Origin of the sequence: Pseudomonas lurida, from assembly GCF_013522705.1 — a bacterium.
In the GTDB taxonomy this organism is placed as follows: Bacteria; Pseudomonadota; Gammaproteobacteria; order Pseudomonadales; family Pseudomonadaceae; genus Aquipseudomonas; species Aquipseudomonas quebecensis.
In genome coordinates, this window is the sequence record NZ_JAAMRE010000001.1 from 272,098 (window position 1) to 294,268 (window position 22,171).

General features: G+C 59.9%; 22 protein-coding genes. 11 read left to right on the plus strand and 11 right to left on the minus strand.

Annotated elements, in window-relative coordinates:
• Nucleotides 1-229: 229 nt before the first annotated feature.
• Genes G7025_RS01185 through G7025_RS01205 form a run of 5 tightly spaced genes read left to right on the plus strand, consistent with a single transcriptional unit; the run spans nucleotide 230 to nucleotide 4,690 of the window.
• Nucleotides 230-1,252: an iron-containing redox enzyme family protein gene (locus G7025_RS01185; protein ID WP_258197627.1), complete on the plus strand. Its 1,023-nt coding sequence runs from the start codon at nucleotides 230-232 to the stop codon at nucleotides 1,250-1,252.
• A gap of 12 nt (nucleotides 1,253-1,264) precedes the next feature.
• Complete coding sequence (locus G7025_RS01190; RefSeq protein WP_181076004.1) at nucleotides 1,265-1,582, plus strand: Rieske 2Fe-2S domain-containing protein; 318 nt, start codon at nucleotides 1,265-1,267, stop codon at nucleotides 1,580-1,582.
• Nucleotides 1,583-1,587: 5 nt separating this feature from the next.
• Entirely contained in the window at nucleotides 1,588-2,769 is a 1,182-nt protein-coding gene (locus G7025_RS01195) for an MFS transporter (protein ID WP_181076006.1), read from the plus strand.
• Between the two features lie 12 nt (nucleotides 2,770-2,781).
• Nucleotides 2,782-4,008 (plus strand): ATP-grasp domain-containing protein, encoded by a 1,227-nt coding sequence (locus G7025_RS01200; RefSeq protein ID WP_266246303.1) that lies wholly within the window; start codon nucleotides 2,782-2,784, stop codon nucleotides 4,006-4,008.
• A gap of 16 nt (nucleotides 4,009-4,024) precedes the next feature.
• Nucleotides 4,025-4,690 (plus strand): phenylalanine--tRNA ligase beta subunit-related protein, encoded by a 666-nt coding sequence (locus G7025_RS01205; RefSeq protein ID WP_181076008.1) that lies wholly within the window; start codon nucleotides 4,025-4,027, stop codon nucleotides 4,688-4,690.
• A gap of 24 nt (nucleotides 4,691-4,714) precedes the next feature.
• On the opposite strand, the gene G7025_RS01210 is transcribed toward G7025_RS01205, so the two are convergent.
• The 4 genes from G7025_RS01210 to G7025_RS01225 form a co-directional block, all read right to left on the minus strand.
• On the minus strand, nucleotides 4,715-5,131 hold the full coding sequence (locus G7025_RS01210) for an Lrp/AsnC family transcriptional regulator (RefSeq protein WP_181076010.1): 417 nt from the start codon (nucleotides 5,129-5,131) through the stop codon (nucleotides 4,715-4,717).
• Between the two features lie 67 nt (nucleotides 5,132-5,198).
• Entirely contained in the window at nucleotides 5,199-6,074 is an 876-nt protein-coding gene (locus tag G7025_RS01215; protein WP_181076012.1) for a carboxylate/amino acid/amine transporter, read from the minus strand.
• A 203-nt stretch (nucleotides 6,075-6,277) separates the two neighbouring features.
• Nucleotides 6,278-6,877 (minus strand): FMN-dependent NADH-azoreductase, encoded by a 600-nt coding sequence (locus tag G7025_RS01220; RefSeq protein WP_181076014.1) that lies wholly within the window; start codon nucleotides 6,875-6,877, stop codon nucleotides 6,278-6,280.
• 150 nt (nucleotides 6,878-7,027) lie between these two features.
• Nucleotides 7,028-7,342: a 3-phosphoglycerate kinase gene (locus tag G7025_RS01225; protein WP_181076016.1), complete on the minus strand. Its 315-nt coding sequence runs from the start codon at nucleotides 7,340-7,342 to the stop codon at nucleotides 7,028-7,030.
• 49 nt (nucleotides 7,343-7,391) lie between these two features.
• Between G7025_RS01225 and G7025_RS01230 the strand changes: the two genes are divergently transcribed.
• From G7025_RS01230 to G7025_RS01245, 4 genes are all read left to right on the plus strand, one after another.
• Complete coding sequence (locus G7025_RS01230) at nucleotides 7,392-8,315, plus strand: LysR family transcriptional regulator (RefSeq protein WP_181076018.1); 924 nt, start codon at nucleotides 7,392-7,394, stop codon at nucleotides 8,313-8,315.
• 14 nt (nucleotides 8,316-8,329) lie between these two features.
• Nucleotides 8,330-9,142, plus strand: coding sequence for an alpha/beta fold hydrolase (locus G7025_RS01235; protein ID WP_181076019.1), 813 nt, complete (start codon nucleotides 8,330-8,332; stop codon nucleotides 9,140-9,142).
• Nucleotides 9,136-9,699 carry a peptidylprolyl isomerase gene (locus tag G7025_RS01240; RefSeq protein ID WP_181076021.1) on the plus strand — a complete coding sequence of 188 codons (564 nt, stop codon included), beginning with the start codon at nucleotides 9,136-9,138 and terminating at the stop codon, nucleotides 9,697-9,699. The genes G7025_RS01235 and G7025_RS01240 overlap by 7 nt, the downstream gene beginning before the upstream one ends.
• An 82-nt stretch (nucleotides 9,700-9,781) precedes the next feature.
• Complete coding sequence (locus G7025_RS01245) at nucleotides 9,782-11,614, plus strand: ABC transporter ATP-binding protein (RefSeq protein WP_181076023.1); 1,833 nt, start codon at nucleotides 9,782-9,784, stop codon at nucleotides 11,612-11,614.
• A 204-nt stretch (nucleotides 11,615-11,818) separates the two neighbouring features.
• Here G7025_RS01245 and G7025_RS01250 read toward each other — a convergent pair whose 3' ends face one another.
• The 3 genes from G7025_RS01250 to G7025_RS01260 all read right to left on the minus strand — a co-directional run bounded on the left by G7025_RS01250 (nucleotide 11,819) and on the right by G7025_RS01260 (nucleotide 13,527).
• A complete protein-coding gene (locus tag G7025_RS01250; protein ID WP_181076025.1) occupies nucleotides 11,819-12,067 on the minus strand; it encodes a BrnA antitoxin family protein in 249 nt (82 codons plus the stop codon).
• Nucleotides 12,045-12,323, minus strand: coding sequence for a BrnT family toxin (locus G7025_RS01255; RefSeq protein WP_181076027.1), 279 nt, complete (start codon nucleotides 12,321-12,323; stop codon nucleotides 12,045-12,047). The genes G7025_RS01250 and G7025_RS01255 overlap by 23 nt, the downstream gene beginning before the upstream one ends.
• Before the next feature lie 79 nt (nucleotides 12,324-12,402).
• Complete coding sequence (locus G7025_RS01260; protein ID WP_181076029.1) at nucleotides 12,403-13,527, minus strand: GNAT family N-acetyltransferase; 1,125 nt, start codon at nucleotides 13,525-13,527, stop codon at nucleotides 12,403-12,405.
• Nucleotides 13,528-13,810: 283 nt separating this feature from the next.
• On the opposite strand from G7025_RS01260, the gene G7025_RS01265 reads away from it, so the two are divergent.
• Nucleotides 13,811-15,133 carry a putative porin gene (locus tag G7025_RS01265; RefSeq protein ID WP_181076031.1) on the plus strand — a complete coding sequence of 441 codons (1,323 nt, stop codon included), beginning with the start codon at nucleotides 13,811-13,813 and terminating at the stop codon, nucleotides 15,131-15,133.
• Nucleotides 15,134-15,240: 107 nt separating this feature from the next.
• Here the strand turns inward: G7025_RS01265 and G7025_RS01270 are convergent, their stop codons facing one another.
• From G7025_RS01270 to hrpA, 4 genes are all read right to left on the minus strand, one after another.
• On the minus strand, nucleotides 15,241-15,486 hold the full coding sequence (locus tag G7025_RS01270; RefSeq protein WP_181076033.1) for an anti-sigma factor family protein: 246 nt from the start codon (nucleotides 15,484-15,486) through the stop codon (nucleotides 15,241-15,243).
• On the minus strand, nucleotides 15,480-16,094 hold the full coding sequence (locus G7025_RS01275) for an RNA polymerase sigma factor (RefSeq protein ID WP_181076035.1): 615 nt from the start codon (nucleotides 16,092-16,094) through the stop codon (nucleotides 15,480-15,482). The genes G7025_RS01270 and G7025_RS01275 overlap by 7 nt, the downstream gene beginning before the upstream one ends.
• 17 nt (nucleotides 16,095-16,111) lie before the next feature.
• Nucleotides 16,112-17,233 carry a beta-ketoacyl-ACP synthase III gene (locus G7025_RS01280; protein WP_181076037.1) on the minus strand — a complete coding sequence of 374 codons (1,122 nt, stop codon included), beginning with the start codon at nucleotides 17,231-17,233 and terminating at the stop codon, nucleotides 16,112-16,114.
• Between the two features lie 263 nt (nucleotides 17,234-17,496).
• Nucleotides 17,497-21,408, minus strand: a complete 3,912-nt coding sequence (hrpA, locus tag G7025_RS01285; protein WP_181076038.1) for an ATP-dependent RNA helicase HrpA — start codon at nucleotides 21,406-21,408, stop codon at nucleotides 17,497-17,499.
• Between hrpA and G7025_RS01290 the strand changes: the two genes are divergently transcribed.
• A complete protein-coding gene (locus tag G7025_RS01290; protein ID WP_181076040.1) occupies nucleotides 21,358-22,104 on the plus strand; it encodes a hypothetical protein in 747 nt (248 codons plus the stop codon). The genes hrpA and G7025_RS01290 overlap by 51 nt on opposite strands.
• Nucleotides 22,105-22,171 lie beyond the last annotated feature (67 nt).

Sequence of the window (22,171 nt, forward strand, 5' to 3'; positions counted from 1 at the left end):
TTATCAACGACCGTCGCGGCCACAGGACGTCACCGATTCAATCATTACCACCTGCCTGACCAGCGATCAACTTTCAAACAGTCAGCATCTCTTGGCACAGCGGTTATTGTTGAATATCTACGAACAGGATCTGGTCTTTTTACCCAAGCCGCCATTGGAACTGGATTTAAAGGCTTTTAAAAGTTTCTACGATCCCGTTCACGCCGCCAGTGGTAAAAAGATCCGGCCCTTGTTGGAACACTATCTATACAACTGGCTCAAGGAAGAAGTGCATATCAACGGCCCTTGGTGCCTGGAGTCCTTTATCGCCCACACCGATAAGGTATTGGACGACGTCGCTCACTCCGAGTCCAAACTCCATGAAGTGTTAACCACCAGCCGCCAGCCGGAACGTGCCGCCAGGTTTTTCATGACGCAATGTGCGGGAGACTTTCTCAGTGAAGCATCGGCGATGGCCCGCAACGTACTGGGCAACAGCGGTGTGTACACCAGCGAATTGTTCAAGATCCTGATCGACGAGTATGGCTACGGCGTCGACAAAAAGAAGCACAGCACCATTTTCGAAGACATGCTCCAGGACATGGGCATGCCCCATCACGTACACCATTACTGGCAGTTCTATACGCCGGCGTCGCTGTCGCTCACCAACTACTTCCACTACGTATCGGCCAACCACGGCGAACTGTTCCGCTATATCGGCGCGATGTACTACACCGAAGCCACGTTGGCACTGACGACCAAGCACCAGTCACGCGCAATCAAGACCATCTTCAACGGCACCGTCTCCACGGACTATTTCGACGAACATGCCCACATCGATGTACACCACGGAAGAATGGCGCTGCAGCGCTTGATCATGCCCATGATCAAGCAGTTCGGCACCCAGATCATTCCCGACCTTATACGCGGCTTCGAAGAGTTCAGGCTGCTTCAGGACATCGCCGACGAAGAGTTGTATGCCCATATCCAATGGCATGACGAGTTGGATCAGCATCGCGCACGGGCAGCGGCGCTGCAGGGCCAAAAACCCGTGGACCTGAGGATTACCGAGACTGAACTCGAACTGTCGGTGCTGCATACCCACCCCAATGACGAACTGTTCTGGGTCGAATCAGGCGAGCTGGAGTTTGTCGCCAGCCCCGAACTGACGGTACGCCTCAAAGCCGGCGAAGGCGTTGTGATTCCCAAGGGAATGCTGCATGGCACGCGCATCTGCAGTCCCTCCTGCACCTACACCGTAACCGCCATTTGAGTGGGCAACCCCATGAAAGCCATCAGCCTGAATATCTCCCACGCCAATTATGTGGCCGTGGAGGAACGCACCTACTTTCTCAAGCGTCACGCGTATTCGACGCAATTGCTGCCCACCAAGTGCCCCCACCGTGGCGGCCCGCTGCACATGGGCGAAGTGACAGGCGACGGCCAAAGTGTGATCTGTCCCTGGCACGACAACGCCTACAGGGTCTGCAACCTGGAAAAGAGCGCACTGCCCACCGTGCGTGTCAGGAACCGGATCAGCACGGTCGTCGGCGACACAGAGCGGTGTGTGCCGCTGCTTAAAATTTCCCGCTACGACGGATGAAGCTCATGAAGACTAAATCGACACTGACAGCGTTCTACTCAATCGTGACGCTCTTCACCGGCCTCGACATGGCGATTGTCATCGCGATGGTCTGGTTCGGCCTGGAGACTACCGGTTCGACCTTCCTGGTCGGCGCCACCTTGTGCGTGGCGACCGTCGTGCCTTATCTGTGCGAACAGTACATCGGCCGGTTCTTCACCATTGAACTGAGCCTGAAACGGCTGTTGTACATTCGCCTGGTGGCCTTTGCGGCAGTCCTGGGCTTGTCGTTTACCGAGGCCGCCCTGCTACCGATCGGCTTCCTGGCCATTGCGTTCGTAGTGGGCGTGACCGACTACTTCACCATCAGCACACTGGAATCGAAAAATACCAAGCTGGTGCTGGCCGGCCTCACCGACAGCGATACCTGCGCGCGGTTGATGCAAACCTCCATACAGATCGGTGCCTTCGGCGGCGCGCTCCTGGGCGGGTTGATTGTGGATGTGTTTTCGGTCAACCAGACGCTGCAGATCATCAGCCTGGCAGCGATTGTCTCGCTCGCGGCCATCCTTCTGGTAGCCGACAGCCCCAACGAACACGCCACCGAACAGGCCACGGCAACCTCCACCGCGCGGCCACTGGAGCTACCGCGAAACCTCTATATCCTGATCATCGTGTTGAGCATGATCGGTTTCCATATCGGCGCGTTCAACAGCCTGGTGCCCATCGTTTTTCAAAAACTCAATGAGTGGAATGCCACGCTGTTCGGGGTCGCCAGCGGCCTGGCGGGCCTGGGCGCCTTCAGCGCTGCGGTGTTGCCGCGCATCAAGCTCAACCGCTACGGCGCGATCTCGCTGGTGATACTGGCGGACGTGGCGATCGTCTACTTCCACAACCTCTACGTGATGATGGCCGCGGCCTTCCTGCTGGGTTTTTGCATCAACAGCCTGCGCATCCAATTGCGCAGAACCTTGATCGAGTCGGCGCCCAACGCAAGGGTAGCCGACGTGATCGCGGCCAAAAGCTCGCTCTACTACCTGCTGGTCAGTGGCTCGGCGCCGATGATCCTGACGTTCTTCACCACCTCCGGCTTCCTAGGACTCGAAGGCGCCCGCCTGTTGATGATCGTCTCCGCCGGCCTGTTGGCCACTGCCGTACTGGCGTGGAACCTGACCCCGGCCCCCGCGCCCACCGCCACCACGGAATAAGGAATACACGACGTGACAGTAGTGAAAACCGTATTGATCGTTGACCCGTTCTCCACGGGCAAACTGTATGCCCCCCTGCTCAACGCGCAGGGCATCCGGTGCATCGCCGTGATCTCCACCCGTGACTTGCCGGAACACTTCACCCAAGACTTGATCGCAGACAACTTTGATCAGGTATATCACTGGGAAGAAAGCCTGTTGATCACTCTGGAAACCTTGTCGCTGAGCGCCGTGATCGCCGGTTGCGAAACCGCGATCTATCTCACCGACTACCTGACGGAGCTGCTCGACATCCCCGGCAACAGCCGCATCACCAGCGACCTGCGCCGTAACAAGTTCTCCATGCAGCAGGCATTGAAACACCACCAGTTGTCCCACATCGCCTCGCACCTGCTGAGCTCACCGAGCCGCATCGGCGAGGTGGTGGCCAAACTCGACGAGTCGGCCACCTATGTGGTCAAGCCACTGAACTCGGCCGCCACTGAAGGCGTGGTGTTTGCCCAGGGCAAGCGCGAAGTGGAAACCGCCTTGAAAAACGCCGCCTGGCAGCAGAAAAACGACCTCGGCGAAGTCAATCTCGGGTTTATCGTGCAGTCGTTCATAGCGGGGCCTGAGTACGTGGTGGATATGGTCGCCTTCGGCAGCACCTACATCGTCGCCAGCGTCTGCAAGTACACCAAGATCCAGAAGAACGGCAGCATGTTTGTCTACGAAAGCCTCGACACCCTCGACCCTCAGGCGCCCGAACTGCAACCGCTGACCGATTACGCCCGCCAGGCGGCGGCGGCCCTGGGCGTACGCGTCGGGCCGATCCATATGGAGATCATTTGGTCCGACGCCGGGCCGGTAATGATTGAGGCCGGCGGTCGCTTGCACGGCGGCATCGCGCCCCTGCTGTTCCAGCAGGTGTATCTCCCCGACTTGCTGTCACTGTCGATCGACAGCTACCTCGGCCACCCCCGCCCCCAGGCTGCTGCGGCCAGCCAGATCAGCCATGGCCGGATCGGTTTCTTCTGCTCCGATGAAAGCCGAACCTTCGAGCCGCCGTCACCCCAGGCCTTACAAAGCGCCCAGGCGGACGAAGCCTACTGCGGGCACCGGTATTTCATGCGCGCCGGCGATACCACCCCGGTCACTATCGACTTCGCCACCTGTCCAGGGCTGTTCTGGCTGCAAAGCCCCTCGGCGCAGCAACTGGACGTGAGTACCGCCAATCTGCGAAAAAAACTGTGGGCCTAAGGTTATGAGAAGCCGTTTGATTATCAAAAAGTCAGCTTGCGAGCTGGGCATCAACAATGCGTGCGCGGCCGTTATCGAGGACGTCACCGTCTCGGATGATCGGAGCTTCGTCGGGGTACTGCAGAGCAACCTGAACCACGTGGCCTCGCATCTTAACGAGCTGGATTCGAACGTCGTCTACGAAGGGTTTTCCAGGCAGCTCAAAAAACTCGGCTACGAAAATACCGTCAGCGCTAATGAAAAACTGCTGCGACGCTTCATCGCCAAAGGCGTTTACCCCATCAACAATATCGTCGATGCCTATAACGCGGTCGCAATCCGGCATGGGGTCAGCATCGGCGTGCACACGTATCACCAGAAGGATGACATCTATGTGATGCGCTCGGACAAACCGAGGGTGCTACGCCCGCTGTTCGCCAAGAAGCCCATCACGATTCCTGTCGGCGACATCGTCTATACCTGCGGGGATGTGCCGTTGGCGAGCATCGGCAAGGTGGACGCCGATGCCCATGACTTCCGGCTGACGAAAGACTCATCGAGGCTGCTGGTGGTGATCCTGGGACATGACGACACATCGTTCCAATTCAACCAGGCGGTCATCGAAGAACTCGTGGACACCCTTCGTCAGCAAATGCCGAACCTGAGTCATCATTTTCTTGAAACCGTTCGCGATCATGCGTGAAGCCATGCCGGCCATGGCCTGGGCCTAACGCCAGGCCTTCAGCACGGGGTTGACCACCACTTCCTTCACATGCTCGATCTTCAACAGGCTTTCCTTGAACACCATCAGCTCTTCAAAGCTTCTGTAGCGAACGTCGAGCATCATGTCCACGTCGCCAAACAGTGAGTAGGCATGCACCACCTGGCTGAACTGCTGAAGCATCGGATACACCAGGTGACAGTGACTGCCATTGAGCGTCAGCATCAAAAACGCCGCTTGCAAGGTGCCATCGCCCTCCGCGACGTTGATGGTAAAGCCCAGGATGACGCCTTTTTCAATCAGCTTTTGTACGCGCGACTCTACTGCGGTTCGAGACTTGTGAACTTGCCGCGCCAATTGCGCCAGGCTGACGCGGGAGTCATCCTTCAAGGCCGCAATGATCAGTTCATCAATCTTGTCCACTCTGCCGCCCCCACACCGTTCTTTCCGATAGCAGACTTTCATCGCCGCTCACGCCGCCCAAGGCCCATCACGTCGCAGACTGTACGCCAGGCGCGGGCTTTACGCCCAATCGACTTATCCAGACCGCCGCCAGAATCACCAGGCCACCCAAGGCCAGGCGGCCCAGCGGCTCGTGCTGGTTCCAGATCAGCAGGTTGAGCAGCAGGCCCACCGGTACGTGCAGGTTGTTCATCACCGCCAGCGTGCCACCGTTTACCAGACACGCGCCTTTATTCCACCAGTACAGGCCCAGCGCCGTACTGACCAGGCCGAGGAACACCAGCACGCCCCATTGCAGCGGCGCCTCCGGCAGGAAGTCAGCCTTGCCGAACAGCAGGAACGCCGGCAACACCACCAGCAACGCGCCAAGGTAGAAGTAGCCGAAGCGTCGATAGTGCGGCAGGTCGCTCGGGTAGCGCGCCACCAGGTGCTTGTACATCACCTGCCCGGCGGCATAGGTGAAGTTGGCCAGTTGCAGCAGCAAAAAGCCCACCAGGAAGTGGGCGGTGATCTGGTCGAAGCGAATCACCGCCGCGCCCGCCACCGCTACCAGCGCGGCCAGCAGCGCCCAGAAGTTGAAACGCCGGTTCAGGGCGTCCTCGATCAGGGTCACGTGCAACGGCGTAAGGATGGTGAACAGCAGCACCTCCGGCACCGTGAGCACGCGAAAGCTCAGGTAAAGGCACACATAGGTCACGCCGAACTGCAGCGCGCCGATCACCAGCATGCCGCGCATGAACGCAGGCTCCACCGAACGCCAGCGCGTCAGCGGGATAAATACCAGCCCGGCCAGCACCACGCGCACCAGCACCGCGAAGTAGCTGTCGACGTGACCGGCGAGGTATTCGCCGATCAAGCTGAAGGAAAATGCCTGAATCAGGGTGACAACCAGTAGATAGCCCATGCGCGCCTCGTTTCGAATGGGCGGGACATTAAAGCTTTTCGTTGCGGGACGAAACTGGAGGCAAAAAAAACCCGACCTCGCTATAGCGGCAATCGGGCAGGAGCACTCAGGAGCAACAAGTGCAAAGGGAGGTTCGTTACGCGTACTTGAAGGGTTGGCGTGGAGCGATATAAACACCGAGCGATTACGTGGCGATTAAAGGATCACGCCACCTGGGCAATCAGCGCCTTGGCGTGGTTGATGCCCTTCTCCTGGAAGTCACCGCTCAGGTTCACCCCTTCGGCATGAATGAAGGTGACGTCGTAAATCCCGATGAAGGCCATGACCTGACGCAGGTACGGTTCCTGGTGATCGGAGCTGGCGCCGGTATGAATACCGCCGCGAGCGGTGAGCACGATGGCGCGCTTGCCGGTCAGCAGCCCCTGAGGCCCGGTGGGGGTGTATTTGAACGTCACACCGGCACGCAACACGTGGTCCAGCCAGGCTTTCAGCGTGCTGGGGATGGCGAAGTTGTACATCGGCGCCGCCAGCACCAGCACGTCGGCGGCGAGCAGTTCATCGGTCAATTCGTTGGAGCGGTCGAGGGAGATCTGTTCGTCGTCATTGCGCTGCTCCGCCGCCTTCATCCAGCCGCCGAGCAAATTCGCGTCCAGGTGCGGCACCGGGTTAAGGGCCACGTCGCGCACGCTGATCCGGTCCGCCGGGTGAGCGGCGCGCCATTGGCCGATGAACTGCCGGGTGAGCTGGCGGGAGATCGAATCCTGCTGACGTGCACTGCTTTCAATAATCAGAACGTTGGACATGGCTTTGTAGGCTCCATCTGAAACTGCTGTAAGTCGATGGAGAAAAGATTATCCAGGGCTGATTCGATTAAAAAGCGCAAAAAACTGCTATAACCCATCTAGAAATTTGTTGATTAACCGGGTATCCCTGTAGAGCGCTCCACCGGCGCGCTATTTCGGGGCGCACTCCAGAGCGATACGCATCTTGATAATGGAGCGGGTGAACTTGACCGTGGTGTTTGTGCTTTTGCCGGCCGGTACCGAGACATTACGTCGACGGGGCGATTCCGGACCGTTGGTGAAGACTACCGAACACTGTGCGTCAATGGTGCCGTAGTTATTCAGTTGAATCGAACTGATGTCATCGTCCACGTCGGACGCCGTGTAGTCCAGGCTCACGCCTTCGATCTTTTTGGTCACATCGATGGGGTAGGCATACGCACTCATCGGCAACAGCGCCAGCAACACACAACAGAATTTTCTCATTCGGCAGTCTCCAATAAGGACCGCCAGCTTAGGACAAGAGGAACCTATCTTGAAAGCGCCCCGCGTTACCCTCGATCAATGGCGCACGCTGCAAGCCGTGGTCGACCATGGCGGCTTCGCCCAGGCGGCCGAAGCGCTGCACCGTTCGCAGTCTTCGGTGAGCTACACCGTGGCCCGCATGCAGGACCAGCTCGGCGTGCCGCTGCTGCGCATCGACGGGCGCAAGGCGGTGCTCACCGATGCCGGCGAAGTGCTGTTGCGCCGCTCGCGGCAACTGGTGAAGAACGCCAGCCAGCTGGAAGACCTGGCCCACCATATGGAGCAGGGCTGGGAAGCCGAAGTGCGCCTGGTGGTGGACGCCGCCTACCCCAACGCCCGGCTGGTGCGCGCCTTGAGCGCATTTATGCCACAAAGCCGGGGTTGCCGTGTGCGGCTGCGCGAGGAGGTGTTGTCCGGTGTCGAAGAGCTGCTGATCGAAGGCGTGGCCGACCTGGCGATTTGCGGGTTCAGTATCCCCGGCTACCTGGGCACCGAGATGAGCGATGTGGAGTTCGTCGCCGTGGCCCACCCCGAGCATGCCCTGCATCGCATGAACCGCGCGCTGAGCTTCCAGGACCTGGAGAGCCAGATGCAAGTGGTGATCCGCGACTCCGGTCGCCAGCAACCGCGAGATGTGGGCTGGCTCGGCGCCGAACAACGCTGGACCGTCGGCAGCCTGGCCACGGCGGCGTCCTTTGTGGGCAGCGGCCTGGGTTTTGCCTGGTTGCCACGCCACATGATCGAACGCGAACTCGCCGAGGGCGTACTCAAGCAGCTACCCTTGGAACAGGGCGGCAGCCGCCACCCGACGTTCTTTCTGTACTCAAACAAGGACAAACCCTTGGGCCCGGCCACGCAGATCCTTGTCGAATTGCTGCGCACCTTCGACACCGCCCCGCTGGACGCGCCTTTCGCCGCGCCTCGGCAAGCCTGAAACGGAGTTCGTGCATGGCCTGGTTCGACCATCAAGGCTGCACCCTGCACTACACGGAATACGGCCACGGTACTCCGCTGATCCTGATCCACGGCCTGGGTTCCAGCAGCCAGGATTGGGAGCTGCAGGTGCCGGTACTGTCCCGGCATTACCGCCTGATCGTGGTGGATGTACGCGGCCATGGGCGCTCCGACAAGCCGCGCGAGCGTTACAGTATCCCGGGCTTCAGCGCGGATCTGATCGCGCTGATCGACCACCTCGACCTGCCGCCGGCCCATGTGGCCGGGCTGTCCATGGGCGGTATGATCGCCTTTCAGCTGGCGGTGGACGCGCCCTGCCTGGTGCGCAGCCTGTGCATCGTCAACAGCGCGCCCGAGGTCAAGGTACGCAGCGTCAATGACCATTGGCAATGGGCCAAGCGCTGGACACTGGCGCGCGTGCTCAGCCTGAGCTGCATCGGCAAGGCCCTGGCCGAGCGGTTGTTTCCCAAACCGCAGCAGGCCGATCTGCGTCGCAAAATGGCCGAGCGCTGGGCAACAAACGACAAACGTGCTTATCTCGCCAGCTTCGATGCGATTGTGGGCTGGAGCGTGCAGGAACGACTTTCCAGGATCGCCTGTCCAACCCTGGTCATCAGCGCCGACCACGACTACACCCCCGTGGCGCAAAAAGAAATCTATGTAAAACTGCTGCCCGATGCGCGACTGGTGGTCATCGAAGATTCCCGCCATGCCACGCCTTTGGATCAACCCGACGTCTTTAACACGACCCTGCTCGATTTTCTAAAGACCGTCGACACCACTACCAGGATCACTGACCCATGCTGAAAAAAATCGCCTTCTTCGCCGGTTCCGCCTTGTTCGCTGCCAACCTGATGGCCGCAGAGCCGGCCAAGGCGCCGCACGTTCTGCTCGACACCACCAATGGCCAGATTGAAATCGAACTGGACCCGGTCAAGGCGCCGATCAGTACCAAGAACTTTCTGGCCTATGTCGACAAAGGCTTCTACACCAACACGATTTTCCACCGTGTGATTCCAGGTTTCATGGTCCAGGGCGGCGGTTTCACTACGCAGATGGTGCAAAAGCCGACCGAAGCCCCCATCAAGAACGAAGCCAGCAACGGCCTGCACAACGTGCGTGGCACGCTGTCGATGGCGCGCACCTCGAACCCGGATTCGGCCACCAGCCAATTTTTCATCAACGTGGCTGACAACGCCTTCCTCGACCCCGGCCGCGATGCCGGCTACGCGGTATTCGCCAAAGTGGTCAAGGGCATGGACGTGGTCGATATCATCGTCAACTCCCAGACCACCACCAAGCCAGGCATGCAGAACGTGCCAATCGACCCTGTCGTGATCAAGTCGGCCAAGCGCATCGACTGAAGTCTGCAGGACGCACCGCGCGCAGCCCACAAGGCTGCGCGCGCACCTGAAAGGAGAGCCCGCCCGGCGGGCGTCAACCCCAATGCTCTATCGTCGTTTCGAACAACTGATCGATATTTTCCGCGACGCGCCCAGCGCCGCCCCGCCTGACAAAGTCCTGCCCTTCTACCTCTATTACCTGCGCCAGGTATGGCCGCACTTCGCCGCCCTGCTGGTGGTGGGCTTGATCGGCGCGCTGATCGAAGTCGCGCTGTTCAGCTACCTGAGTCGCATCATCGACCTGGCCCAGGGCACGCCGCCCGCGGACTTCTTCCAGGTACACAGCACCGAGCTGATCTGGATGGCCGTGGTTGCCCTGCTGCTGCGCCCGATCTTCGGCGCCCTGCATGACCTGCTGGTGCACCAGACGATCAGCCCCGGCATGACCAGCCTGATTCGCTGGCAGAACCACAGCTACGTGCTCAAGCAGAGCCTGAATTTCTTCCAGAACGACTTCGCCGGACGAATCGCCCAGCGCATCATGCAAACCGGCAATTCGCTGCGCGACTCCGCCGTGGCGGCAGTGGATGCCATCTGGCACGTGGCGATCTATGCCATCAGTTCCCTGGTGCTGTTTGCCGAGGCGGACTGGCGTCTGATGATCCCACTGGTGAGCTGGATCATTTGCTACAGCCTGGCATTGCGTTACTTCGTACCGCGGGTCAAGGAACGCTCGGTGATCTCCTCCGAGGCGCGCTCCAAATTGATGGGGCGCATCGTCGACGGCTACACCAACATCACCACCTTGAAGCTGTTCGCACACACTCAGTACGAGCAGCAATACGCCAAGGAAGCGCTGATCGAGCAGACTGAAAAAACCCAGTTGGCCAGCCGCGTGGTCACCAGCATGGACATTGCCATCACCACCATGAACGGCCTGCTGATCGTCACCACCACGGGCCTGGCGCTGTGGTTGTGGACCCAGTCGCTGATCTCGGTGGGCGCCATCGCCCTGGCCACTGGCCTGGTGATCCGCATCGTCAACATGTCCGGCTGGATCATGTGGGTGGTCAATGGCATTTTCGAAAACATCGGCATGGTCCAGGACGGCCTGAAAACCATCGCCCAGCCGCTGGCCGTGACCGACCGCGACAATGCTCCACGCCTGAACGTACCCCATGGCGAAGTGCGCTTCGAGCAGGTGGATTTTCACTACGGCAAAAAAAGCGGGATCATTGGCGGCCTCAACCTGAGCATCAAGGCCGGGGAAAAAATCGGCCTGATCGGCCCGTCCGGCGCGGGCAAATCGACGCTGGTCAACCTGCTGCTGCGCCTTTACGACCTGCAAGGTGGGCGTATCCTCATCGACGGCCAGAACATCGCCGAAGTGACCCAGGAGACCCTGCGTGAACAGATCGGCATGATCACCCAGGACACGTCGCTGCTGCACCGCTCGATCCGCGACAACCTGCTGTACGGCAAGCCCGATGCCACTGACGAAGAACTCTGGAGGGCGATTCATAAAGCGCGCGCCGATGAGTTCATCCCCTTACTGTCGGACGCTGAAGGCCGCACCGGGCTGGATGCTCACGTCGGTGAGCGCGGGGTGAAACTCTCCGGCGGGCAACGCCAGCGCATCGCCATTGCGCGGGTGCTGCTCAAGGACGCGCCGATCCTGATCATGGACGAGGCCACCTCGGCGCTGGACTCGGAAGTGGAAGCGGCGATCCAGGAAAGCCTGGAAACCCTGATGCAAGGCAAAACGGTGATCGCAATTGCCCACCGCCTGTCGACCATCGCCCGCATGGACCGCCTGGTGGTGCTGGAGAAAGGCGCGGTCGCCGAAAGTGGCAGCCATGCCGAACTGCTGGCGCATGGCGGGCTGTATGCGCGGCTCTGGCAGCATCAAACCGGTGGCTTCGTCGGTATCGACTGACTGACAGATCGGTGAGGGGCCACGTTGTCGTGAGCGGGCTTGCCACAGGCAAGCTCCTCACGGGCAACACGGTAAGGGGATTACCGACGTGTATCGTCGCTCAGGTCAGCGACAGTACGGTCGCCGCAGCGCCGTTGTGAAAGTGGGGCTGGATAAAGGGCCTCAAGCTTGACACCCCATGCAAAGAAGGATCAGGGCACCTGCTCACCCCTGATGGGCCTGCATGTATTGGCGCAACAACTGGTTGATCCGCGTCTGATAACCCGTGCCTTGACCTTTGAACCACTCAAGAACGTCGGCATCCAGCCGAATAGTCACTGCCTGTTTTACAGGCACACGTAACTCCGCACGACGGAAAAATTCGGCGTCCAATTCAGGGATATCGCTGGTATCGATCTCTTTATCACTCATTTTGGCCAGGCGCTCCCAATCAGTTTTGGATGTTTGCGTCATAGTATTTGGCCTCCTTCTTAGTTGCCTTTCGCGCGGAGATGATACGAATCACATCACCACATCGCTCGGTGTATACGACTACACCCATTAACAGTTTTATCCAACCAATACATATCCAACGCTCTTCCCCATAATCCGCTCGATCATCGCGCAAGGCCAGCATTGGATGGCGAAATATATCGGGGACGTCATTGAAATCGATGCCGTGCTTGGAGATATTGGCCTTGTTCTTGGAATCATCCCATTCAAAATGCATGGCAAACGCCTGTATGTACTTTTGTACATACATGATAGCCAGATTATTACCTGTGAGTACCGATGCAGACCAACGGTCTTTATACCTGCCGATACGGCAGCGCCACCTTCGCCTCCTCGGCATACGCCAGAATCCCTACCCGTTCGCGCTCGAGAAAATCCTCCACCGCGCTCTTCAAGCCCGGATGCCGCAGGTAGTGCCATGAACGCGTGATCACCGGTTCGAACCCACGGATCAGTTTGTGTTCGCCCTGGGCGCCGGCGTCGAATCGTTGCAGGCCGTGGGCGATGGCGTAATCCATGCCCTGGTAGAAACAGGTTTCGAAATGCAGGCGGTCGAACTCCGCCAGGCAGCCCCAGTAGCGGCCGTAGAAGCTGTCGCCGCCGATCAGGCTGAAGGCCATGGCCACCGGACGTGTGCCTTGCTTGGCCAGGACTACGCGGATCGCCTCGGGCATACGCTCGGCCAGCAGGCTGAAAAAGGCGCGGGTCAGGTACGGCGCCTGGTGACGGACCGCGTAGGTATTGGCGTAACAGGCGTAGACAAAATCCCACTGCGCCTCGCTCAGTTCGTGACCTTGCAGCCATTCGAACGCGATGCCCTGCCCCGCTACCTGCTCGCGCTCCTTGCGCATCTGCTTGCGCTTGCGCGAGCTCAGAGCGTCGAGGAAGTCCTGAAAGTCGCGATAATCGCGGTTCTGCCAGTGGAATTGACAACCCAGGCGCTGCAACCAGCCCGGTTGGCCGCCCAAGGCTTCATCGGCCAGCCCGTCGGTGAAGTTGATATGTGCGCTGCAGAGCCCTTCTATTTCCAGGTAACCGGGCAGACTGTTGAGCAGTTCGAAACCGTCCTCGACGCTGGCGGCCAGCAAACGCGGGCCGCTGACGGGGCTGAACGGCACCGCCACCAACAGTTTGGGGTAGTACTCGATCCCGGCACGCGCACAGGCATCGGCCCAGCCGTGATCGAACACGTACTCGCCATAGGAATGCCATTTGCGATAACCGGGCAGCGCCGCCACCAGACGATCGCCCTCCCAGTGCAACAAATGCTCCGCTTTCCAGCCTGACTGCGGACCGAGGCTGGCACTGTCCTCCAAAGCGCTGAGGAAGGCGTGTCGCACAAAGGGCTGGGCGCTCGGCACCAGCGCATCCCATACCTGCGGGGAGATTTCGGACAGGTTGTCCAGACGTTGCAACGGCATCGGCATCCTCACTACATCATGGCGTGAAAGCCTGGCGAGTATCGCCTATCGCCAGCATCGATACACGCCCGAATCGCCGGACAAGGCTCTAAACCGATAGTTCCGCGCTCGATTCATTTGTCATCGACATGACATCACTTTGCCACCGCTCCGTCATAAACCATCGCGATACTGACGCCTGTTTTTAGAGCACCTGGTTCTAGCAGGTGGTTACTTTTCCGTCCGTCATCGGTCGGTTGTGTCCTGGATGGTTTGCCATCCCTCCTCACTTTCGGAGATTGATATGCGTCTTGCTTCCACTAAAACTGCGGCGGTCCTGTGCGGCGGCCTGTTGCTGGCCCTGAGTGTTCCGGCCAGCGCCGCAGTCGACGCTAAATTGCTCGACATGCTCAAGGCCAACGGCCAGATCACCGCGGCGCAGTACACCGAACTGCAAACCGAGTTGGCCAAAGACCAGAAAGAACAGCAGATCGCACGGCAAGCTCAACAAGAGACCAACGAACAGATCGCGGCCACCGCCAAAAAGACCAACGATTTGAGCGTGTTCGATCAGAAGCTGGCGTGGGCAGCCAAGACGCAATTCAAGGGTGATGTGCGTTTCCGCCAGGAAACCATCAAGATCGACGGCGAGCCCAACAACGGTGGCCGCGACAAGGATCGTCAGCGTATCCGTGCCCGTCTGGGCGCCTACACCGAGATCAACCCGCAAGTGGACACCGGTATCCGTATCGCCACCGGCGGCGGCGACGACGCCCGCTCCACCAACCAGGATCAGGATGGCTACTTCGACAAGAAGTCGATCTGGCTGGACCTGGGCTACATCGACTACCACCCTGACCAGATCAAGAACCTGCACGTAATCGGCGGCAAGATGCTGCAACCGTGGGTCAATATGGGCGACGTGATCTGGGATAGCGACATCAACCCTGAAGGTTTGGCGCTGACCTACAAGTATCCTCTGGGCAGCAGCGCCGAGCTGTTCGGCAGCATCGGCAACTACAACCTCAAGGACAACGTCGACGGCGACGGCGTGCAGTTCCGTCACGACCTGCGCCTGACCGCCGGCCAGTTGGGCTCGCGTATCTCGCTCACCGACAACCTGAAACTGACCGTGGGCGGCAGCGTCTACGCGTACAAGAACGATGAAGACAGCCGCTGCACCACGACCACCACGCCGTGCGCGCTGGCGGTCAACGGTAACTCGGCCAACGAAGAGTTCCGCCTGTACGAAGGTTTCAGCCAACTGGACATCGGCGGACTGGCTGTACCGCTGTCGCTGTACGGTCAATACGTGAAAAACAACGACGCCTCCACCGATCAGGACACCGCCTGGCTGCTGGGTGCCAAGTCCAAGGTGTTCGGTTTCAACCTGGACTACAACTACCGCGACACCCAGCGTAACGCCGTGGTCGGCGCCTTCACCGACTCGGACTTCGCCAACGGCACCACCGGTTCACGCGGCCATAAGTTCAAAGTGGGCTACGACATCGACAAGAACTTCGCCGTCGGTGCCACCTACTTCCTGACCAAAGCGGATTTCTCCAGCCGTACCCAGCGCGACGCCGACACCAACACCCTGCAGTTGGATGCCGAAGCCAAGTTCTGAAGCTAAGCGTTGTACACCTTGGGCCAGGAAGGCCTGAGGTGGTTGTCACAGTCTGGCGTGGGCGGGGCGATCCCCATCATCCGTTCGGCTCACCCACGCGAGCCTGGTTATTTCCCGTCTTTCTGGTCTTTGCGCCGCTCGTCAGCGAGCCGCTGCGCCAAGGCATCCACATCCGTGACCGGCGCATCAGGCATGATTTTCAAGGTCGCCTGCATCAGGCGCATCTGCCGGATAAAGCGACGGCAGTTCGGGCAGAACATCAAATGATGACGCACCAGCAGGCGCTCGCGAAAGGTTAATTGCCCATCGAGATAGTCACTGGAACGCGCCACTTGTTCTTTACAGGTCAGCATTCGCCGGTTTCCTCAAAATGCTCCACCGTGGCGAAGACTTTAAGCCGTGCCCGATGCAACAGCACTCGCACATTGGAGAGCGAGAGGGACAGCAAATTACAGATCTCCTCCAATGCCAGGCCCTGACGCTCGCGCAACACCAGCACGCTGCTTTGCAGCTCGGACAAACTGAGCAACGTATGTTCCAGGCAGTCGCGCAGTTCGTCCTCCGTGAGTAAAGCCTCCGGTGTGTCCTGGTGCCAGGCGTAGGGGGCGACGGCCCAGTGACCGTCATCGGGGCTGAAACGGTCATCGCCGATGGTGCCATGGGGCGAGGGCAAATCGTCGAGCAGCACTTCCCGACGATTCTGCTTGTAGCGGCCCTTGGCGGCGTTGGCCGTAATGGTCAGCAACCAGGTCTTTAAGCTGGAGCGTCCTTCGAACTTGCCGAGGTTGCGCACCACCGCCAGCCAGGCGTCCTGCACGATTTCATCGGCGTGGCGCTGGCCGACGATGGCATACGCCACCGCCCGCATCGCACTTTGATAGGTGCTGACCAGCTCCTTATAGGCACGCTGCTCGCCCTTGAGCAGGCGCTCAAGCAGGTGAGCGTCGTCCGCGGCTGCCATAGATGACCTCGGTGTTATCAACGTTTGCGCAGAATGACACTGCCGATCGAATAACCCGCGCCAAACGAGCTGAGCACCGCGACGGAGCCCTTGGGCAAATCGTCCTGGTAGGTGTGAAAGGCAATCACGGAACCGGCCGAACTGGTATTGGCGTAGGTGTCGAGAATCACCGGCGCCTCTTCCACGGAGGCTTCACGGCCCAACAGTTTCTTCACGATCAGGTGGTTCATGCTCAGATTAGCCTGATGCAGCCAGAAGCGCTTCACATCCGCCACATTCAGTTGGTTTTCTTCCAGATGTACACCAATCAGCTCAGCGACCATCGGGCACACATCGCGGAACACCTTGCGACCTTCCTGCACGAACAGTTTGTCCGGCGCGCCGATGCCTTCAGGCGCCGCGCGATTGAGGAAGCCGAAGTTGTTGCGGATGTTATTGGAAAACTTGGTCAGCAATTTGGTGCTCACCACCTCGAACTGATGCTCGGACGTGGCCAGGTCGGCGCGCTCCAGGATCACCGCCGTGGCTGCATCACCGAAGATGAAGTGGCTGTCGCGGTCACGAAAGTTCAGGTGGCCGGTGCACACTTCCGGGTTGACCATCAGGATCGCCCGCGCCTGCCCCAGCTGGATGCTGTTGGCGGCGTTCTGGATGCCGAACGTGGCGGAGGAACAGGCTACGTTCATATCGAAACCGAAGCCCGCAATACCCAGGGCTTCCTGGACTTCGATGGCGATGGCCGGGTAAGCGCGCTGCAGGTTGGAGCAGGCGACGATCACGCCGTCGATGTCGGCGGCGGTCTTGCCGGCGCGCTGCAGAGCCTGTTCGGCGGCGCCGACGGCCATCTGGCAGAGCACCGACCACTCGTCGTTGCTGCGCTCGGGGAGGCTTGGGGCCATGCGCTGAGGATCGAGAATGCCGTCCTTGTCCATCACGAAGCGGCTCTTGATACCCGATGCTTTTTCGATAAAGGCCGCGCTGGATTCGGTCAGCGCCTGCACATCACCGCGCTCGATGGCCTCGGCGTTGTCGCGGTTGAACTGATGCACGTAGGTATTGAAAGACTGCACCAGCTCTTCGTTGGAGATGCTGTTGGCCGGGGTGTACAGGCCAGTGCCGCTGATGACGACGTTATGCACGGTCGTTCCTCTAAATCTGTCAGGCAGAAGATATTGGTACCGTCGTACCAAACTGTAAGTAGTCCGATTCCGCACTGCGGACACCAAACTGGCATCGCTTTATTCCATCGCGTCGCAGACTTTTGCGACGATCCCGGCATTTATAGCGGCGAAGTTTGCCACAAACCCAGGGATTTGGCGTCATCTGCCAGATGGTTTCACCATGAGAGGGGACACGCACCCTCTCATATATTGGTCTGCCTGCCTGGATAACGAGAAAGAGATCAGGCCTCGACCAGGCTCCACTGCTTGCTCAATCGCTTGTCGGAAATCGGCACCTTGGTTCCAAGCTGTTGGGCAAACAGTGACACGCGGTATTCCTCCAGCCACCAGCGGTACAGCTCAAGTTGCGGGTCGCGCTTGCCTTCCTGGGTGTGTTTGTTCAGGCGGTTCTGGTACTGCATCCACAGGCCGCTGAGTTCGCCGCTCCACACCCGGTCTTTCTGTACCTGGCTGGGCAGCTTCTCCAGGCGCAGCTCGATGGCCTTGAGGTAGCGCGGCAGTTCCTTGAACCATTGCGCCGGGGTTTCGCGCACGAAGCCTGGGTACACCAGGTTGCTCAATTGCTGCTTGATGTCATTCAAGGCCACCGCCTGGGCCAGGTCGATCTTGCCTTTGAAGCGCTTTTGCAGGCCATGCCAGAGCTTCAGCACCTCAAGGGTCAGGCGCGCCAGGCGCTCGGCGTGCTCGGTCCAGCCGCCGCGCTTGCGGTCGGCCAGCGCTGCCAGGCCGGCACCGTCACGCGGCAGGCTGGTTTCGCCTTCCAACACACAGGTGTCGAGGCTGGCCAGCAGGATGTCCTCGACCAGCGCGTCGACACGCCCCAGTTCACGGTACATCAGGCCCAACTCGGTAAGACCGGGCAATTTGCCGCGCAGGAATTTGGCCGGTTCCGCCAGTTGCTGCATCAGCAGGCGCTGCAACGCCCGACGGTGCTGGAATTCAGCCTCGGCGGCGGTCGAGAAGCGCCCTTCCTTGACCGTGCCATTCTCTTCCACCAGGGCCGGGTACACCGTCATCGACAGCCCGGCGATGTTTTGCTGGGTCTTCTCGGCCACCGCCGCAAACACCTTGGCCTCCACGGGTTGCTGGCTCTTCGCGGTCTGCGGCACGGCCAACGCGGCCTGGCTGGCTTCGGCGAAGCGTGCGGTCAGTTCGGCCAGGTCACGGCCCTCGCCTAGGAACTTGCCCTGACCGTCGACCACTTCCAGGTTCATCTTCAGGTGATTCTCCACCTGCTGCGCCGCCTCGGCCCAGGCTTCGTCGCTGACCCGAGCGCCGGTCATACGCAGCAGTTCGCGCCCCAGTGCCTGGGGCAATGAGCCCTGGCCGAATTCGATGCGCTGCAGCGCAGCCTTGACGAAGTCCGGCACTGGCACAAAGTTCTTGCGCAGGGCCTTGGGCAGGTTGCGCACCAGCGCGATGCACTTGGCTTCGATCATCCCGGGCACCAGCCACTCCAGGCGTTCGGCGGGCAACGCCGGCAACAGCGGCGCCGGCACGCGCAGGGTCACGCCGTCGCGCGGATGATTGGGTTCAAAGTGGTAACTCAAAGCCAGCGCCAGATCGCCCAGGTGCAGGGTGTCGGGATAATGCGCGGCGGTGACTTCACTGGCCTCGCGGGCCAGCACGTCCTCTTCGCGCATGATCAGCAATTGCGGGTCTTTCTGGCTGTTGATTCTGTACCAGCTGTCAAAGGTCGCAGTCTGGTGGATCTCCGCCGGCAAGCGCGCATCGTAGAAGGCGTACAGGGTTTCTTCGTCGGCCAGGATATCGCGGCGGCGGGCCTTGGCTTCCAGTTCGTCGAGCTGTTCCAGCAAGCGCTGGTTGGCGCTGAGGCACTTGGCGCGCGACTGAATCTCACCGCGCACCAGGCCTTCGCGGATAAACAATTGCCGAGAGACGACCGGGTCGACCGGCCCGTAATGCACCGGCCGGCGGCCGACCACGATCAGCCCGAACAGGGTGATCTGCTCAAACGCCACCACTTGGCCGCGCTTCTTCTCCCAATGCGGCTCGAAGTGGTTTTTCTTGATCAGGTGCCCGGCCAGCGGCTCGATCCAGTCGGCGTCGATCTTGGCCACCATGCGTGCATACAGCTTGGTGGTTTCCACCAGTTCGGCGGTCATCAGCCACTGCGGGCGCTTTTTGCCGATGCCCGAGGACGGGTGAATCCAGAAGCGTCGCTGACGCGCGCCCAGGTAATCGCCGTCCTCGGTTTTCTGGCCGATCTGGCTGAGCAGGCCGGACAGCACGGCCTTGTGCAGTTTGGGGTAGTCCGCCGGTTCTTTATTAAGGCTCAGCTGCATGTCGCGGCAAATCAGGCTCAACTGGCGATGAGAATCGCGCCATTCGCGCAGGCGCAGGTAGTTGAGGAAGTTCTTGCGACACCAGTTACGCAGCGGGCTGGCCGTCAGCTCCTGGCGCTGCTCTTCAAAACCGCGCCACAAATTCACCAACCCGGCGAAGTCCGAGTCCGGATCCTTCCACTGCGCGTGGGCCTGGTCGGCGGCCTGCTGGCGCTCCGGCGGCCGCTCGCGCGGGTCCTGGATCGACATGGCGCTGGCCACGATCAGCACTTCCTGCAGGCTGCCAAGCTTGGCCGCTTCCAGCAACATACGCCCCATGCGCGGGTCCACCGGCAGGCGCGCCAATTGCCGGCCGAGCGGCGTGAGCTGGCTGTTGCGGTCCACCGCCGACAATTCCTGCAGCAGGTTGAAACCGTCGCTGATGGCCTTGCCGTCCGGCGGTTCGATAAACGGGAAGTCGGTGATTTCGCCCAGGCGCAGGTGCAGCATCTGCAGGATCACGGCGGCGAGGTTGGTACGCAGGATCTCCGGGTCGGTAAATTCCGGGCGACCGTTAAAGTCCTCTTCGCTGTACAACCGCACACAGATACCCGGCTCAACCCGGCCGCAGCGACCTTTACGCTGGTTGGCGCTGGCCTGGGAAATCGCCTCGATCGGCAGGCGCTGCACCTTGGCGCGGTAGCTATAGCGGCTGATGCGCGCGGTGCCGCTGTCGATCACGTAGCGAATGCCCGGTACGGTCAGCGAAGTTTCCGCGACGTTGGTCGCCAGTACCACGCGCCGACCTGGATGTGACTGGAAAATCCGCTGCTGTTCGGCGGGCGACAGACGCGCGTACAGCGGCAGGATCTCGGTGTGCTTGAGTTGGGCCTTGCGCAGCATGTCGGCGGCGTCGCGAATTTCGCGCTCGCCCGGCAGGAACACCAGGACATCGCCGGGGCTGCGGCGCTCGCTGCGCTCATAGGCGGCGATTTCATCGAGGGTGGCGAGGATCGCCTGGTCCACGGTCAGGTCATCCTCGACGCGGTTGCCCTCCTCGTCCTGCTCCAGCGTCAGCGGGCGGTACCAGGTCTCCACCGGAAACGTGCGGCCCGACACTTCGACAATCGGCGCATCGTCGAAGTGCTTGGAAAAGCGCTCCAGATCGATGGTCGCCGAGGTGATGATGACTTTCAGGTCCGGGCGGCGCGGCAGCAGGGTCTTGAGGTAGCCGAGCAGGAAGTCGATGTTCAGGCTGCGTTCGTGGGCTTCGTCGACGATGATCGTGTCATAGCGTTCCAGGTAGCGGTCGTTCTGGGTTTCCGCCAGCAGAATGCCGTCGGTCATCAGTTTGATCAGCGTGTTGGCGTCGCTCTGGTCTTCGAAACGCACCTGGTAACCGACCAGCGCGCCCAGGGGCGTGGCCAGTTCTTCGGCAACGCGGCTGGCCACGCTGCGCGCAGCGATCCGGCGAGGCTGGGTGTGGCCGATCAAACCGTACTGGCCGCGACCGATCTCCAGGCAGATCTTCGGCAACTGGGTGGTCTTACCCGAACCGGTTTCGCCGGCGATGATCAGCACTTGATGCGCTTGCAGCGCGGCCTTGATCTCATCGCGCTTGGCGGCAATCGGCAGGCTGTCGTCATAGCGGATCACCGGCAGGCTGGCGCGCCGCGCTGTCACCTGGGCACAGGATGCCTGCATGCGCGCGACCCACTGCGCCAACTTTTCCTCGTCGGGTTTCTTGCGCAACTCAAGCAGTTGCCGACGCAAGCGGTGACGGTCGGCGAGCATGGCGTGATCGAGGTTTTTGAGCAGTTGGTCGATAGTGGGCGCTTGTTCAGTCATCAGGGCGGCAAGGGTCTTTTGGGTGAGGCAGGTGAGACCTGCGCAGCGTCGGTCGATGGAATGCGGGGGATTGTCGCAGATTTTGAGACGTCAGGAGATGTTGCATCACATTGCAATCCCTCGTGCCTGACCTGGCAGCGATTTTTACTACAGCTCCTTGTATTACTTTCGCACTACCCAAAAGCGGAAGTCCGATTTGATGGGTGGAATACGCAGGTTTCAATAGATTGCCGGGTATATCTGAATACCAAAACACTATCACTGAAAACGGAGCTTATTATGCCAATAGACCGTATGTCTTCCTCCCGCGACGGCGGCTATGGACACTCATTTGCGGTAAAGCACCAACGTACACCCGACAGCATGCCGCAAGGCGCATCGGCAGCCTCTTCCGGCTCGTGGAAGACAATTGAAACCTTAAAAAGTCTTCCCACCGACTTTCCCGCGACCAACTTCGATCGAAGCTCCGTTGATAGACCTATAGGTTTACTACAGAGAAAAATTGAACTGCAGGACAAGGGGCTTCCAACCAAAAATATTGACAACGCTTACAAGGAGTCGATGAACCAGCTCTATCAGGCAACTTCTAAAAGCCAGAGCACTTCGTCCAACGAAACCGACAGAAATCGTTTGAGCAACTGGAGTGACAAGCTGCTGGAAACTAACAAAAACACGCCCTTTCTGGCCAAAAAGTAAACTCGCCTCCTACTACCCTCAACTACTGGCAATTTTATAATTGCCGGTAGTTTGGGATAGCGCGCTC